General features: G+C 60.9%; 11 protein-coding genes and 1 tRNA gene. 2 read left to right on the top strand and 10 right to left on the bottom strand.

The window, feature by feature from the left end; genetic code table 11:
- Positions 1 to 195 precede the first annotated feature (195 nt).
- The gene (locus tag FFM53_RS17440) at positions 196 to 1,029 is read left to right on the top strand and encodes a VCBS domain-containing protein (protein WP_138390900.1); all 834 of its coding nucleotides are present in this window, start codon (positions 196 to 198) and stop codon (positions 1,027 to 1,029) included.
- A 450-nt stretch (positions 1,030 to 1,479) separates the two neighbouring features.
- Here FFM53_RS17440 and FFM53_RS17435 read toward each other — a convergent pair.
- The 3 genes from FFM53_RS17435 to FFM53_RS17425 all read right to left on the bottom strand — a co-directional run bounded on the left by FFM53_RS17435 (position 1,480) and on the right by FFM53_RS17425 (position 5,492).
- Positions 1,480 to 1,556: transfer RNA gene (locus tag FFM53_RS17435), tRNA-Met, on the bottom strand.
- Positions 1,557 to 1,691: 135 nt separating this feature from the next.
- On the bottom strand, positions 1,692 to 2,891 hold the full coding sequence (mnmA, locus tag FFM53_RS17430; RefSeq protein WP_138390901.1) for a tRNA 2-thiouridine(34) synthase MnmA: 1,200 nt from the start codon (positions 2,889 to 2,891) through the stop codon (positions 1,692 to 1,694).
- A gap of 447 nt (positions 2,892 to 3,338) precedes the next feature.
- Entirely contained in the window at positions 3,339 to 5,492 is a 2,154-nt protein-coding gene (locus tag FFM53_RS17425; protein WP_138390902.1) for a putative bifunctional diguanylate cyclase/phosphodiesterase, read from the bottom strand.
- A 164-nt stretch (positions 5,493 to 5,656) separates the two neighbouring features.
- Here FFM53_RS17425 and FFM53_RS17420 point away from each other — a divergent pair, with 164 nt between their 5' ends.
- Entirely contained in the window at positions 5,657 to 5,923 is a 267-nt protein-coding gene (locus tag FFM53_RS17420) for a hypothetical protein (protein ID WP_138390903.1), read from the top strand.
- A gap of 77 nt (positions 5,924 to 6,000) precedes the next feature.
- Here the strand turns inward: FFM53_RS17420 and serA are convergent, their stop codons facing one another.
- The 7 genes from serA to tilS all read right to left on the bottom strand — a co-directional run bounded on the left by serA (position 6,001) and on the right by tilS (position 15,597).
- Positions 6,001 to 7,596 carry a phosphoglycerate dehydrogenase gene (gene serA, locus FFM53_RS17415; RefSeq protein ID WP_003542699.1) on the bottom strand — a complete coding sequence of 532 codons (1,596 nt, stop codon included), beginning with the start codon at positions 7,594 to 7,596 and terminating at the stop codon, positions 6,001 to 6,003.
- A gap of 81 nt (positions 7,597 to 7,677) precedes the next feature.
- Positions 7,678 to 8,856 (bottom strand): phosphoserine transaminase, encoded by a 1,179-nt coding sequence (locus tag FFM53_RS17410; RefSeq protein ID WP_138390904.1) that lies wholly within the window; start codon positions 8,854 to 8,856, stop codon positions 7,678 to 7,680.
- A 188-nt stretch (positions 8,857 to 9,044) separates the two neighbouring features.
- Positions 9,045 to 9,881, bottom strand: a complete 837-nt coding sequence (locus tag FFM53_RS17405) for an outer membrane protein (RefSeq protein WP_138390905.1) — start codon at positions 9,879 to 9,881, stop codon at positions 9,045 to 9,047.
- Positions 9,882 to 10,177: 296 nt separating this feature from the next.
- Entirely contained in the window at positions 10,178 to 10,417 is a 240-nt protein-coding gene (locus FFM53_RS17400) for a hypothetical protein (protein WP_138390906.1), read from the bottom strand.
- A gap of 100 nt (positions 10,418 to 10,517) precedes the next feature.
- Entirely contained in the window at positions 10,518 to 11,870 is a 1,353-nt protein-coding gene (gene glmM / locus FFM53_RS17395; RefSeq protein WP_138390907.1) for a phosphoglucosamine mutase, read from the bottom strand.
- A 241-nt stretch (positions 11,871 to 12,111) separates the two neighbouring features.
- Entirely contained in the window at positions 12,112 to 14,043 is a 1,932-nt protein-coding gene (gene ftsH / locus FFM53_RS17390; protein WP_011653398.1) for an ATP-dependent zinc metalloprotease FtsH, read from the bottom strand.
- Between the two features lie 96 nt (positions 14,044 to 14,139).
- Positions 14,140 to 15,597: a tRNA lysidine(34) synthetase TilS gene (gene tilS, locus FFM53_RS17385; RefSeq protein WP_138390908.1), complete on the bottom strand. Its 1,458-nt coding sequence runs from the start codon at positions 15,595 to 15,597 to the stop codon at positions 14,140 to 14,142.
- Positions 15,598 to 15,600 lie beyond the last annotated feature (3 nt).

Raw genomic sequence — 15,600 nt, 5'->3', positions numbered from 1 at the left:
GTAAGACAAGACGTAAATCCTGGTTCATAAACGGGATCGACGTTTATGCCGCTCCCTTTACTTGAACAGTTGAGCTGTAATCGACCGGAATGTGTGGCGTTGACGGGCGGAATTGCTCTGACGCTCCCTCAATTTCGGTTGCCAGATACCCGATAGGGTTGCATAGTCGAGCAGAAAATCACACGGGAGGTAGAAATGGCAAACCACAAGCCGGTCGCAGGTGATGTATACCAGCCTATTTTCAACATCGACAACCCGATCGACGGCAACATCCTGGACAATACAAGTTCGGTGGATGCCGACGGAGATCAGGTGCGTCTCAACTTCGTCAATGGACAGCGAATTCCGCAACCGGCCGATCCGAACGGGCCTGCCACGACCACCACAGTCGAGGGAAAATACGGCACTCTGACCGTCTATTCCAACGGTAACTACACATATGAGCTCGATCACACCAACCCGGTGGTATCAGCGCTCGGCCCGGGAGACCAACTCGTCGACCAGTTCAATTTCAAGATCTCGGATGGCAAAGGCGCCACCGATTTCGGCTTGCTCAACATCGCGGTCGACCTGCCGGAACGCGGCGACGTCTTCGTCAATTTCGAGGATGTCGGCAACCACGACTTCCCGACGGGCTACAAAGGCTTCGATTGGGGCGCCTGGTACGATGGTGACGACGCGACTGTGCGGGAGGAAGCGGATGGCAACCACTATCTGGGAGGAGGCGTGTTCTGGACACCCATCCAAGCCGCCGATGGCGGCAACTTTCAGATCGAGCAATTCAGTGTCGCAAACGGCACATCGGACTATGACAACGTTCTGACGATCGAAGGTAAGCTGGACGGCGATACCGTATTCTTGGTCACAGTCAACGTCACCGCCGACAGCATTCATGACCCGCAAGTGATCGATCTCAGCGCCTACGGCGAAATCGACTCTCTCGTGCTCGACACCGAACCCGTCATCAACGAAACGAGCGGCCCGGATTATTACGGCGCGCAATACGACAACTTTCATTTCATCGTCTGATTGATGGGGAAAGGGCGCCGCATCACCGAAATCTGTGCACCTTCACCGACTGCGCTCTGCGGCGCCTATCTGGGTACCAATTTCTTGCGATAGCTGACGGGCCTGCATCTTGCTAGCATTGGATCGCTCGAGGGGGCACGATTATGCTGGGATGGAGGAAATGATGCAGCCAGTCGGGATCAGGTTAGCGGCGGTCATGTTCTCGCTCGCCGTATGGGCTATTATTATCGCTGTCGCATCCCACCTTTGGGCGACGAAGATGCCTCTGTTGCTTCTGACGCTCTACAGATAGGCCTGTCCTCAGCGTTGGCGGGAATCCTGCAGATCAGGGCCGGACTGGTTTTGTCCCTCACCGCCACGTTTGGTGGTTGCCACCAGTGTGCCATCACGCCAAAAAAAGAGGCCGTCTTTTCGGCCTCCAAAATTCGCATTTTATGTAATGAAAACAGATGGTAGCGGAGGAGGGATTTGAACCCCCGACACAAGGATTATGATTCCTCTGCTCTGACCTACTGAGCTACTCCGCCACTGGTCAACGACACCCGCTCGCGAAGCGATGCCGGTTCGTGGGATGAGCGGCTTATAAGGTGCGCTTCGGCTTTGTGTCAAGCGCATGATCGAGAAAAAGGGTGGGCTTTACCGCCTCCTGTTTCCGATCGGTTTCAGGCGGCGACGGGGCTGGCCAAAAGGGCCTTCAGGCAGGCTTCCGCCGAAGGTTCACGCTCGGAGCGTTCGATGAAACCGCCGCCGAAGACGCGGGCGTTGTCGCCGGGCGCGGAATAAAGCGCGCAGGCCTGGCCGGGCGCGATACCCGCCTCGCCGACCGTCAGGTCGACATAGGTGCCTGTTGCATCGATATGCAGGACGGCGGGCGCCGGCGCCCTTGTCGAGCGGACCTTGGCGTAACAGGCAAAGCCCTTGCCGGCGGCGGCTTCCGCAAGCGTCTCGTCACCCAGCCAGTTGACGTCACGCAGGTAGACGCGGTGCGTTTCCAGCGCCTCTTTTGGCCCGACGATGACCCGGCGCGAGCGAGCATCGAGAAAGACGACGTAGAGCGGCTCGCCGGTGGCGATGCCGATGCCGCGGCGCTGGCCGATCGTGAAATGCAGGATGCCCTCATGGGTGCCGAGCACGCGCCCATCAAGATGGACGATCTCGCCGGCGAGCGCCGCATTCGGCTTCAGCTTGGTGATGACGTCGGAATATTTGCCCTGCGGCACGAAGCAGATGTCTTGGCTGTCGGCCTTCTTGGCAACGACGAGGCCCATCTCTTCGGCGAGCCTGCGGGTCTCGGCCTTCGGCAGGCCGCCCAGGGGAAAGCGGAGATAATCGATCTGTTCCTGCGTCGTGGCGAAGAGGAAATAGCTTTGGTCGCGGTCGGCATCGGCCGGGCGGAAAAGCGCGCGGCGGCCGGGATTGTCCGGCGAAGGATTCCGTCCCGAGCGGATATAATGGCCGGTCGCCAGCGCATCGGCGCCAAGCTCCTTGGCGGTCGCCAGAAGATCGGCGAATTTGACGGTCTGGTTGCAGGAAACGCAAGGGATCGGCGTTTCGCCCGCCACATAGCTTTCGGCGAATGGGTTGATCACCGTCTCACGAAAGCGCTTTTCGTAATCGAGCACGTAATGCGGAATGCCGAGCGTTTCGCAGACGCGGCGCGCGTCGTCGATATCCTGGCCGGCGCAACAGGAGCCCGCGCGGTGAACGGCGGCGCCATGATCGTAAAGCTGCAGCGTGATGCCGAGCACATCATAACCCTGCTGTTTGAGAAGGCCGGCGACGACGGATGAATCGACGCCGCCCGACATGGCGACGACGACGCGGGTCTCTTCCGGCTTCTTGTCAAAATCCAGTGTGTTCAACGATGGTGCCAATTCTGCGCGGTCACGATCCGCCCTTGCGCTGCAATTGCGGCGGATTGCTGATCTCCGGCGGGATCGGCCGCCGTCTCTCGATGAGGCACCGATATAGAAAGGATTGTCCTTGGGCGCAAGGGGCAGCCTTCGGGCGCCGATATTTCGCATTCCCGCCTGAAGAGAAGGCGCAGCCGAAGCCGCGCCTTGGAGCGGGGGGTGCGGCTCAAGTGCCGATCAGCTTGTTGCAGGCGAATGCGATGCCCGGATTGGCGATAATGGCGGTTACGAGCGCCAGTCCGATCATCGATAATGAATAGCGTTTCATAGACATCCTCCTTTCCAGCCCACGACAATTATGCCGCTTCTGCCGGCTTTCTCAAAATGACGAATGCTTGATGGCATCCGGCGAATACCTTTCCCTGGACGCCACTGCCAGCTGTCGCTTAAGCGACTCTATCTGCGTGACGAAGCGGCCTTCAGCGCGCGGCCGTGGATCAACGCCTCTGCCTCGTGCTGCGGCATCGGCCGGCCGATCAGATAGCCCTGCACCTCACTGAAACCTTCGGCACGCAGCTTCTGCAACTGCTCTTCCGTCTCGATCCCTTCGGCCAGCGTCGTCGCGTTGAAGCCGGAGCCGATGCCAACGACGGCACGCACGATGGCGAGATTGCCCGCATCCGTCTCGATGCCCGAAACGAAGCTGCGGTCGAGCTTGATCTTGTCGAAGGGGAAGGATCGGAGATAGCTCAGCGACGAATAACCGGTGCCGAAATCGTCGATGGCGATGCGGAGGCCGAGCTCCTTCAATGCGCGCAGCCGCGGCAAGCTTTGGTCGGCGTCGGTCAGGAATACGGATTCGGTGATTTCGATTTCAAGCCGGTCGGCATTGAGGCCCGTCTCGTCGAGCGCCGCGACCACGGTCGAAAGCAGGCTCGCATGCCGAAACTGGCTGACGGAGAGATTGACGGCGATCCTCAGATGGGCGGGCCAGCCGGCGGCCGCGCGGCAAGCTTCCCGGATCACCCAGTCGCCGATCGGCACGATAAGGCCGGTTTCCTCGGCGAGCGGAATGAATTCCATCGGCGCCACCAGACCGCGCTTAGGATGGCGCCAGCGGATCAGCGCTTCGAAGCCAGCGATGCCGTCATTGTCGAGCTGCACGATCGGCTGGTAATGCAGCTCGAACTGGCGCTTCTCCAGCGCTTCCCACAGCTCGGCGGTCATCACGTGCCGGCGTTCAGCGGCAAGCCGCATCTCCATCTCGTAGAAACGATAGGTCGAGCGTCCGCTCTCCTTGGCGGCATAGAGTGCCAGATCCGCGTGCCGCATCAACACATCCGCGTCGCCGGCATGATCGGGCGCCAAGGCGATGCCGATACTGCAGGTGACATGCTCCCGGGCGCCATCGAGATCGAAGGCACGGCTCAGCGCCTTGAGCAGCCGCTGCGCAAAACGCCCCGCCCGCTCCGGTTCGTCGAGCTCCAGCACGACGGCGAATTCGTCGCCGCCGAGACGGGCAACCAGATCGCCCTCCTCCGCCAGCTGCAGCAGCCGCTCCGACACTTGGCAAAGCAGCGCGTCGCCGGCGGCATGCCCCTTGCTGTCGTTGATATGCTTGAAATGATCGACGTCAATATAAAGCAGCGCGATCGGGCTGTCGGCAGTCGCTTCGACCGCCCGCTGGTTGATATGATTGGAAAATGCCGCCCGGTTCGGCAGGCCGGTGAGCGAATCATGCATGGCGAGATGGGCAAGCTTCGCCTCGACGGTCCGCTCCTCCGTCACGTCCTGCGAGATGCCGAGCAGATAACGCGGCGCATGACCCTCGGGCGTCGGCAGGGCGCGCTTGACGGTGCGCAGGATGCGCGGCACGCCATCGGCGCGCAGCATGGTCTCCTCGAAGCTGATCGTCGCATTGGCTTCGAAGGCCCGGCGATCCTGCTCGCGGAAGGCGTCTGTCTGACTGGGGGAAAACAGCGCCCGGTCGGTTCGGCCGACCACCTGCTCCGCCCTCATGCCGACGATGTCGCCGCAGGCCTCGTTGAAGAGAACGTAAAGCCCGTCCGCTTCCATGTCCTTGACGAAGACGCCGACCGGCAGGTTGTCGACGATGCTGTCGAGAAGCGAGCGCGTATCGCTCATCTGGCGTCTGGCGGCGTTGACCTCGCTGCGATCCTGCACGATCGCCAGGATTGCGGCCCGGCCCTCGAAACGCACTTCTCGGCCATAGGTCAGCACTTCGAAGGTCTCGCCGCTCGCCTTGAGGTGAACCCAGCGTTCCGCCTTTTCCATGTCGGTACGGCCGCTGACGGCGTCGCTCATCCGTTCCCGCTCATGCTCAGGGCGGATATCCAGAACCGTCATGCGCCGGTACTCGTCCGCGCCATAGCCGTAAAGTGCTGCCGCCGCCTCGTTGACGATGAGAAAGCGCAGCGATATCGGATCATAGACCCACATCGGCGACGGATGCGTTGCAAACAATGACCGGAAGTCGTCGTTTAATGCTTCGGTCTGCTCGGTCTTCTGCAAGGGGGCCATCGAAATTCGCGTGCGGTTGATGCCGATGACAGGGATATACTGAGAAAAGTTAAATAAAATCAGAATCATACTCGGGGTTAAACTTTAGGCTTTCGCCTTCAGAATGTGCAAAAGCGGCGGTTTGCCATCGCGATCTCGGTCCTCGATAAAATATTTGAGGCACCACGGAACAATTCCCTCGATCGTGCGTTCTTGGGCATCGAAGTCGCAATCGAATTGCTGAGGAGGGTTTCATGGGCAGGTTCGGCACGACGACGGATTACAGCAGGATCAGACACTGGATCGAGGAGCGCGGCGGCCATCCTGCCCGGATCAAGAACGCACCGGACAGCGAAACCGTGCGCGTCGATTTTTCCTCTGAAACGCAGGAAGAGATTTCCTGGGACGAATTCTTCCAGGGTCTCGACGGCAGCAGGCTCGCCTTCCTTCACCGCACGAAGGCTGAAGACGATGTCGCCCATTTCGGCAAAATCCTTCGCCGGAAACGCCGGCACCACTAAATTCATTGGTTCCCGACACAGCAAAAACCCGGCGCCGTTGCCAGCGCCGGGTTTTTCATTTCCTCGGGAGGAAAAACTCAGTCGATATTGAAGGTCAGCGGCTTTGCCTGGCGAACCGCCTGGTGGGCGGTCAACTCAGCAAGCACGGCGTCATCAACCTTGCCGTCGACATAGAGCAGTGCGATGGCGTCGCCGCCCTGCTTGTCACGGCCGAGCTGGAAGTTGGCAATGTTGACGCCGGCAGCACCAAGCGTCGTGCCGATGAAGCCGATCATGCCGGGGACGTCGGTATTGGTGATATAGATCATGTGCGAGCCGACATCGGCATCGAGGTTGATGCCCTTGATCTGGATGAAGCGCGGCTTGCCGTCCGAAAACACCGTGCCGGCGACCGAGCGTGTCATGCTTTCGGTGGTCACCGTCAGCTTGATATAGCCGTCGAAGACACCGGTTTTGTCGCGCTTGACCTCGGAAAGCACGATGCCCTTTTCCTTGATCATGATCGGCGCCGAAACCATGTTGACGTCGGCAACCTGCGGGCGGATGAGGCCGGCGAGCACAGCGCTCGTCAGCGCCCGCGTATTCATGTTGGCGGTGATGCCGTCATAGAGGATTTCGATTTCCTTGATCGGCTCTTCGGTGACCTGGCCGACGAAGGCGCCGAGAACGTCGGCTAGACGGATGAAGGGCTTCAGGATCGGCGCTTCCTCAGCCGTGATCGACGGCATGTTGATGGCGTTGGAGACCGCACCATTGACAAGGTAATCCGCCATCTGTTCGGCCACCTGCAAAGCGACGTTTTCCTGAGCCTCGGTCGTCGAGGCGCCGAGATGCGGCGTGCAGACGACGTTCGGCAGGCCGAAGAGCGGGCTTTCCTTGGCGGGCTCGACCTCGAACACGTCGAAGGCTGCACCCGCGACATGGCCCGACTTGATGGCCTCGGCAAGCGCTGCCTCATCGACCAGGCCGCCGCGGGCGCAGTTGATAATGCGCACGCCGGGCTTGGTCTTTGCCAGCGCTTCCTTGTTGAGGATGCCGCGCGTCTTGTCGGTCATCGGCACATGCAGCGTGATGAAGTCGGCGCGAGCGAAAAGCTCTTCCAGCTCGACCTTGGTGACGCCCATCTCTTCGGCGCGCTCCTTGGAGAGGAACGGATCGTAGGCGACGACGTGCATCTTCAGGCCGATGGCCCGGGCGCAGACGATCGAACCGATATTGCCGGCGCCGATGACGCCGAGCGTCTTGCCGGTGATCTCGACGCCCATGAATTTCGACTTCTCCCACTTGCCGGCCTGCGTCGAGGTATCGGCTGCCGGAAGCTGGCGGGCGACGGCGAACATCAGTGCGATCGCGTGTTCGGCCGTCGTGATCGAGTTACCGAAGGGCGTGTTCATCACGATGATGCCGCGGCGCGAGGCGGCCGGGATATCGACATTGTCGACGCCGATGCCGGCACGGCCGACGACCTTGAGGTTCGTCGCCCCCTCGATAATCTTTTCCGTCACCTTGGTGGCGGAGCGGATGGCCAGGCCATCATACTTGCCGATGACTTCGAGCAGACGGTCTTTGTCCTTGCCGAGCTGCGGTTCGAAATCGACTTCGACGCCGCGGTCGCGGAAGATCTGGACGGCGGTTTCCGACAATTCGTCGGATACGAGAACGCGAGGTGCCATGAGGGCCTCCTTCAAAAGTGTTCAGCGATGAATGAATCAGGAATGCTGCTCCGCCCTATGGCGGAGCCGAATGCGATCACCTCAGGCGGCGGCCTGATTAAGCTGCGCCTTCTGCGTTTCGAAGGCCCAGGAAAGCCAGGGCATCAGCTTCTGCATGTCGGATGCCTCGATCGTGGCGCCGGCCCAGATGCGCAGGCCGGACGGCGCGTCGCGGTAGTGGCCGACGTCATAAGCGACACCTTCCTTTTCCAGGAGGCCGACCAGGCCCTTGGCGAAATTCGCCTGGCCGTCGTCGTCAAGCGCTGCGATGTCCTTGTCGACGATCTTCAGGCAGACGGAGGTGTTGGAGGCCGTTTCCGCCTTGACGGCGAGATTGGCGATCCAGTCGTTCGCCGCGACGAAATCGTGGATGACCTTGGCATTGGCGTCGGCACGCGCGATCAGCCCCTTGAGGCCGCCGAGCCCCTTGGCCCAGACAAGCGCATCGATATAGTCCTCAACGCAGAGCATCGACGGCGTGTTGATCGTCTCGCCCTCAAAGATACCTTCCGTCAGCTTGCCACCCGAGGTCATGCGGAAGATCTTCGGCAGCGGCCAGGCCGGCGTATAGGTGACCAGACGCTCGACGGCGCGCGGCGAAAGAATGATGACCCCGTGTGCGCCCTCGCCGCCCAGAACCTTCTGCCAGGAGAAGGTGACGACGTCGAGCTTCGCGAAATCGAGTTCCTGCGCGAAAGCGGCCGAGGTGGCGTCGCAGATCGTCAGGCCCTTGCGGTTATCAGGGATGAAAGCGGCGTTCGGCACGCGCACGCCCGAGGTGGTGCCGTTCCAGGTGAAGACGACATCACGGTCGAAATCGACGGCGGAGAGATCGGGAAGCTCGCCGTAGCCGGCTTCGAGCTTGCGCACATCCTTGAGCTTCAGCTGCTTGACGACATCGGTGACCCAGCCGGCGCCGAAGCTTTCCCAGGCGAGCATATCGACGCCACGTTCGCCAAGCAGCGACCAGAGCGCCATTTCGACGGCGCCGGTGTCGGACGCCGGAACGATGCCGATGCGGTAATCCGCCGGCACTTCGAGAATTTCACGGGTAAGGTCGATGGCCTGCTTGAGCTTGGCCTTGCCGACCTTCGCGCGGTGCGAACGGCCAAGGGCCGCGTCGGAAAGGGCTTCGAGCGACCAACCGGGGCGCTTCGAGCAGGGGCCAGAAGAAAAATGGGTATTGTGCGGACGGATGTCCGGCTTTGCGGTCTTCGCCATGATGCTATCCTCTCAGATAGAAAGCCCTTCGTTGGGGAAGGGTGTCCCGCCGCCGTGTGTATGGATCCGGCGCGTCATAGTCAAGATCGAAGTGTCGCGGGCGGAACATATTTTGACGCAGGGCGGTAGGGCCGCAATACGAAAAGCCGCCCGGTTGGGGGCGGCTTTCAAATGTCTGGGAATTGGACTTACTTGTAGACAGGCTGCTGCAGCGGGATTTCCGGCGGCGGTTCGTAGCTCGCCTGGGCGCAGCCGCCGAAGAGATAGCGGGCACCGACGCGGGCTTCGTGAACGCTGAGACCCTTGTCGCGGCCCGGGCCGCCATTGTCGGCATAGCCGAACATGTTGCCGCCGTCGATATGCAGGTAGCGATAGCCGACATCGGCCTTGACGTTGCAGGTCACGTCGATCGAAGCGCCGGCCATGAGGGCGTAGGTAAAGCGCCAGTTGCCCTTGCCGCCATGGGTGACCTGGTCGTCGCAGAAGCTGCCGTCATCGGCGCAGGCGACGTTGCGCAGGTTCTTCCACTTCACGTAAGAACCACCGATACCGGCGCCGACATAAGGCGTGACGTAGCCGTAGGTGCCGAGATCGACATAGGCATTGGCGAGCAGCGTATAGGCTGTCAGCGAAGAGCGGTCGCTCGAGGTGCAGTCCACCAGCGGAAAGCCGCACTGCCCAACCGTCGAGCCCTTGAAATCTGCCTGGGTGAGATAGTCGAAGGTCAGATCGGTGCGCAGATAGCTGTTGATCTGATAACCGACACCGCCGCCGACCGTCCATGCGTCGTCCAGGTCGGCACGGTCGAAATCGACCTCCGTGGCGTTGCTGCCCTGGAAATAGCGGGCGCCGCGCAGATCGGTGAAGGCATAGCCGACATCGCCGCGCAGGTACCAGCCGGTCGCTTCGGTGACGGTCACCTCAGGCGGCTGCTCCGGGATAGGCTCGGCAGGGGCGAAGTCCGCGGAATAGGCGTTTGTCGCGATCAACAATGCGGCGAAGATGCCGGACAAGCTTGTTTTCATGGATCCCACTCCAAAATCCCGTTTGCGTCGGCAGGCTCAATCGCCGCCAATCTGGTACGCTTCGTATGGATAATGAATTGGAAACGTTAAAAGCTGCTTAACTATAAATGGGAAGAAACGTTAAGAGAGAGATTGGCGGCAAATTCCTCGATATCGTGAAGCTAGGCTGAGGCTGGCAGCCGCCGGACTCCCTAAAGACCGCCAGCTGCAACGCCATGAACCCCGCCTCGTCAAATCGCTGGGTCGGCTCCTTCGCCGTCAGGTCGATCGGCTGCTCCAATCGACAAATCCTGCTGTCACTTCCATTGCGTCGCGTTTTCGGCGGCGCAGCCATACGGGGGCAAGGAGCTGCCAAAGGTCGTTTTGAGCTTGGCACAGCCCCAGGCATTGATCGGGCCTGGCACGGCGTTGTTGAGCGTGATGCCGATTTCATCGTAAGGGCTGTCGGTGTTGGTGATGTAGCGGTACCAGCGGAAACCGGTAAAGACGACGAATGCGAGAGCGATCGTCAGCAGCAGGCGCACCAATTTTTTCATGATATTTCCTTTGAATGCGGAGTGGATCTTCGAACCGCAGGCGCCAATAGCGAAAAAGCCGGCACTTGCGTACCGGCTTTTGACATTTCGTCCCGAAAAATCAGGCGGCGGTCCGGACGTTCGAGATCGTGCCGATCAACTCGTTGACGATGCGTTCGATCTGGGCGCGGTCGTCACCTTCGGCCATGACGCGGATCAGCGGCTCGGTGCCCGAGGGGCGGATGACGAGGCGGCCGTTCCTGGCAAGCTCGGCTTCGGCATCGGCGATCGCCTTCTGCACCTGGATATCCTCCAGCGGCTTGCCGCCGCTGATGCGGACATTGCGCAGGAGCTGCGGCACCGGCACGAAGCGGCGGCAGACCTCGCTGACGGTCCGGCCGGTGCGCTTGACCGCGGCCAGGATCTGCAGGGCGGCAACGAGACCGTCGCCGGTGGTGCCGTAGTCCGAAAGCACGATGTGGCCGGACTGCTCGCCGCCGACATTGTAATTGTGCTGGCGCATATGCTCGACGACATAACGGTCCCCGACCTTCGTTCGGGCAAGGCCGAGGCCCTTATCCTCGAGGAAACGCTCGAGGCCGAGATTGGACATGACGGTCGCAACGATACCATTGCCGCGCAGCTGCTGGCTTTCGGCCCAGCTCTCGGCGATGACTGCCATCAGCTGGTCGCCGTCGACGATCGAGCCGTTCTCGTCGACGATGATGACGCGGTCCGCATCGCCATCGAGGGCGATGCCAATATCGGCGCGCACCTCATCGACCTTCTTCTGCAACGCGACGGGGCTGGTGGAGCCGCAATTGAGATTGATGTTGGTGCCGTTCGGCTCGTTGCCGATGGTGACGACCTCGGCGCCGAGCTCCCAGAGCACTGCCGGCGCCACCTTGTAGGCAGCCCCATTGGCGCAATCGATCGCGATCCTCAGGCCTTGCAGTGTCACGTCGCGCGGCAGCGTACGCTTGGCATGTTCGATATAGCGGTCATGCACGCCGTCGACACGCTTGGCGCGGCCGATGTCGTCGGATTTGGCAAGCTGCGCATTCAGGTCCTTTTCGAGCAGATCCTCGATCTCGGCCTCGATGTCGTCGGACAGCTTGTAGCCATCAGGGCCGAAGAGCTTGATGCCGTTATCCTCGTAAGGATTGTGCGAAGCGGAGATCATCACGCCGAGGTCGGCACGCAGCGAGCGTGTCAGCATGGCAACAGCTGGTGTCGGGATCGGGCCGAGAATAAAGGCGTCGAGACCCGCGGCCGTGAAGCCCGCGACCATGGCGTTCTCCAGCATATAGCCGGAAAGGCGCGTATCCTTGCCGATGACGACGCGGTGGCGGTGATTGCCGCGGCGGAAGATCGTACCGGCGGCAATGCCGACCCGCATGGCGAGATCCGGCGTCATCGGGAAGACGTTGGATTGGCCGCGAATGCCGTCCGTACCGAAATAGCGTCTCTTCATCTGCACTCCTGTGCTTTCCGCGCGCCATTCAAGGCAGCGCATCGTTCCAAGCGAATCCGGCTTCAGTGGAATGTCGTCAATCCAGGAGCGTGATTCATGCTCGCCTCAATTCAGCGGAATGCCACAAAATGCGGCGATCAGCACGTAAATTAGCAAGAAAAATGATTATATCCCGTTACCAATAGAAAAGGCCGGATCTCCCACTTCGGAAATCCGGCCTTGTTCAAGGTAGTGCCGCTGTTCAATGCGGCTGCGGTTCGAGGCCGCCTTCGGGCTCGTCACCCTTGGTGGCAGGCCGTGCGCCGGCCTTCGGAACAGCCGAGCCGCGGCTCGGCGGCGAATCATCGCCGAGATCGCGGGAAGGCTTTTCGCCGCGGATCAGCGCCTTGATCTCTTCGCCGGTCAGTGTCTCGTATTCGAGCAGACCTTCGGCAAGCACGACGAATTCGTCGTGCTTTTCCGTCAGGATCTTGCGGGCCTGCGTATAGGCTTCATCGATCAGGCGGCGCACTTCATTGTCGATCTTCTGCGCGGTTGCTTCCGAAACATTCTTCGACTGCGAAACCGAGTGGCCGAGGAAGACTTCCTGCTGGTTCTCGCCATAGGCGACCTGACCGAGTTGATCGGAGAAGCCCCACTGCGTGACCATAGCGCGGGCAAGCTTCGTGGCCTGCTCGATGTCGGAGGAGGCACCCGAAGTGATGTTCTCCTTGCCGAAGGTGAGCTCTTCGGCAACGCGGCCGCCCATCATGATGCAGAGGCGTGAGACCATCCACTTGTAGCTCATCGAGTAGCGGTCGCCCTCGGGAAGCTGCATGACCATGCCGAGCGCACGGCCGCGCGGAATGATCGTCGCCTTGTGCAGCGGATCGGCGACGGCGACATTGAGCGCGGTCATGGCGTGTCCGGCCTCATGGTAAGCGGTGAGCTTCTTTTCCGCCTCGGTCATCGCCGAGGAACGGCGCTCGGCGCCCATCATGATCTTGTCCTTGGCGTCCTCGAATTCCTGCATGGTGACGACGCGCTTGTTGCGGCGGGCGGCCATGAGGGCGGCTTCGTTGACGAGGTTCATCAGGTCGGCGCCGGAAAAACCGGGCGTACCGCGGGCGAGGATCTTGAGATCGACATTCGGCGCCAGCGGAACGTTGCGGGCATGCACCTTGAGGATGCGCTCGCGGCCGACGATGTCGGGATTCGGCACCACGACCTGACGGTCGAAACGGCCGGGACGCAGCAGCGCCGGGTCAAGAACGTCGGGACGGTTGGTAGCGGCAATCAGGATCACGCCTTCATTCGCCTCGAAGCCGTCCATTTCGACCAGCAACTGGTTCAGCGTCTGCTCGCGTTCGTCATTACCGCCGCCGAGACCGGCGCCGCGATGACGGCCGACGGCATCGATTTCGTCGATGAAGATGATGCAGGGCGCATTCTTCTTCGCCTGCTCGAACATATCGCGCACACGGCTTGCACCGACGCCGACGAACATTTCGACGAAGTCGGAGCCCGAAATTGTGAAGAAGGGCACATTGGCTTCGCCGGCGACCGAGCGGGCAAGCAGCGTCTTGCCGGTACCCGGAGGGCCGACGAGCAGCACGCCGCGCGGGATCTTGCCGCCGAGACGCTGGAACTTCTGCGGATCACGCAGGAATTCGACGATTTCTTCGAGATCCTGCTTGGCCTCGTCGACACCGGCAACGTCTTCGAAAGTCACGCGGCCATGCGCTTCGGTGAGCAGCTTGGCCTTGGATTTGCCGAAGCCCATCGCGCCGCGCGAGCCGCCCTGCATCTGCCGCATGAAGAACAGCCAGACGCCGAGAATCAGAAGCATCGGCAAAAGCGTGCCGAGATAGCTGAGGAAACCCGAAGAGCCGTCCGTTTCAGGACGGGCGGAAACCAAGACATTCTTCGACTGCAGGCGATCGAGCAGACTGTCGTCAATCACAGGCGAATAGGTCTGGAAGGTGGTGCCATTTTCAACATAGCTTCCGGAGAGACGGTTGCCCGTGACCACGACGTCCTTCACACGGCCCGCATCGACCTCACGCAGAAACTGCGAATAAGGGATTTCACGGGAGCCCGTTTGCGCCGGCGCCGTCTGAAACATACTGAAAAGGGCGATCAGCAGAAGCGCTATGATCGCCCACAAGGCGAAATTACGTAAGTTAGGGTTCATTGAACTCCCCAGCATGGAACAGCCGCCTCATGGCGACCGTCTTATTCGTTTCTAACATAGGGTTGCGCCGTGCGATTGCCAAGGCGATCCCCTAAGTCAGATGGTTTTTCCGTCAATACTTCTTAAAGGCAGCCTCGCATAGGGCGCCGTCGCGAAAACCGCCGAAAGCCTATTCGCAAAGATGAAGTCAAATCGTGTCAAAAAGCGGTCGAAGGGTGCGAAATAGGGTGTCAGTTCGATTGCTCCGGCGGATTCTGGAGATAAAAGATCCCCTTTGGCAAATATAACTGGCGCCGAAGCGATGGCGCGCCTCCATGCCCCCTTGGGAAGGGCCCTGCCCAACCCTCCCTCATTCCTGTGCTCGTCACAGGAATCCAGCGCGCCCAAGTCCTTGGGCGCGGGAGACTCTTCACGCATTGTTGAGTCATTCACCGCGCCGACGCGCGGTGGCTGGATTCCTGTGACGAACACAGGAATGAGGGAGTGTCCGGCCTGGGCTTCCACCCCTATAGTCGTTCCAGACCTATTTACGGCCCCGAACCTGCCATCCCAAACCCCGGCCTCGCCGCGCCGCAATACCAGCGGCGATATCCCCCGGCTCTCGCGCGCCAGATAAAGCCCGTCGCGCCTGAGATCGAACACCACCCTGCCGGCGGTCATTCGTCCAAGCCCGCTGCCGGTGGCAAATGTGAGAACCCGCTCCATCTGCCCCCTCCCCGGCACGAATGGCCGCCCACCGAAAATGGCTGCCAGACGGGCGAGCACATAGTCGAGGACTGCGCGGTCCTGCCGCAACCCATCAGGCATCACCTGCCCGAGCAGACCGCCGTGAAGCGTGAGGTGACGATCCAGCCACTCTGCCCCCTTGGTTGAAAGAGCCAGTCGCTCTTCCCAGGCTGCGCGGATATTCCTCTCAGCACCGGCATCGGCCGAAAGCTGCCGGCGCGTCCGCACGCGCTCGTACTTCATATCCTCGTTGCTGGGATCGTCGATCCACGGCACGCCCCGCTCCTTCAGGAACGCGCGAATATCTGCCCGCGTGGAAAAAAGAAGCGGCCGTAAAATCCAGAACCGCCGGTCGAAGAGCACCGCATCTGCAATACCGGTCGAAACCTGCTCCGTTCGCATCCCACGCATGGCAAGCGTTTCGCGCTGGTCGTCGAACGTATGCCCCGTAACAATGAGATCGGCTTTGAAGTCATTGGCGGCGGTCGCAAGCAGGCCGTAGCGTGCCTCTCGGGCCGCAGCCATGATGCCGGTTTTCGGCTTGTCGCCCTGCCAGATCATGATGATGTGGGGAATGCCGAGCGATGCGCAAAGGACTGCGACTTTACGCGCCTCGTCTGCGGAGCCGGCGCGCAACGCATGATCAACGGTTGCAGCGCAAAGGGAAATCTTGAGATGGGGCGCGGCCTTCACGGCTTCATCGAGCAGAAGAAGCAGGCCGGTGGAATCGCTGCCGCCTGATATCGCGACGAGAATGCGTGCGGGGCTTTGAAGCGACGTGAGAAACTGGAGGATCGCCAGTTGAGGCAATGCGGCTTCCGGAGACATTCC

This window comes from Rhizobium indicum (genome assembly GCF_005862305.2).
In the GTDB taxonomy this organism is placed as follows: Bacteria; Pseudomonadota; Alphaproteobacteria; order Rhizobiales; family Rhizobiaceae; genus Rhizobium; species Rhizobium indicum.
This window is presented reverse-complemented; position numbering and strand designations above follow the sequence as displayed.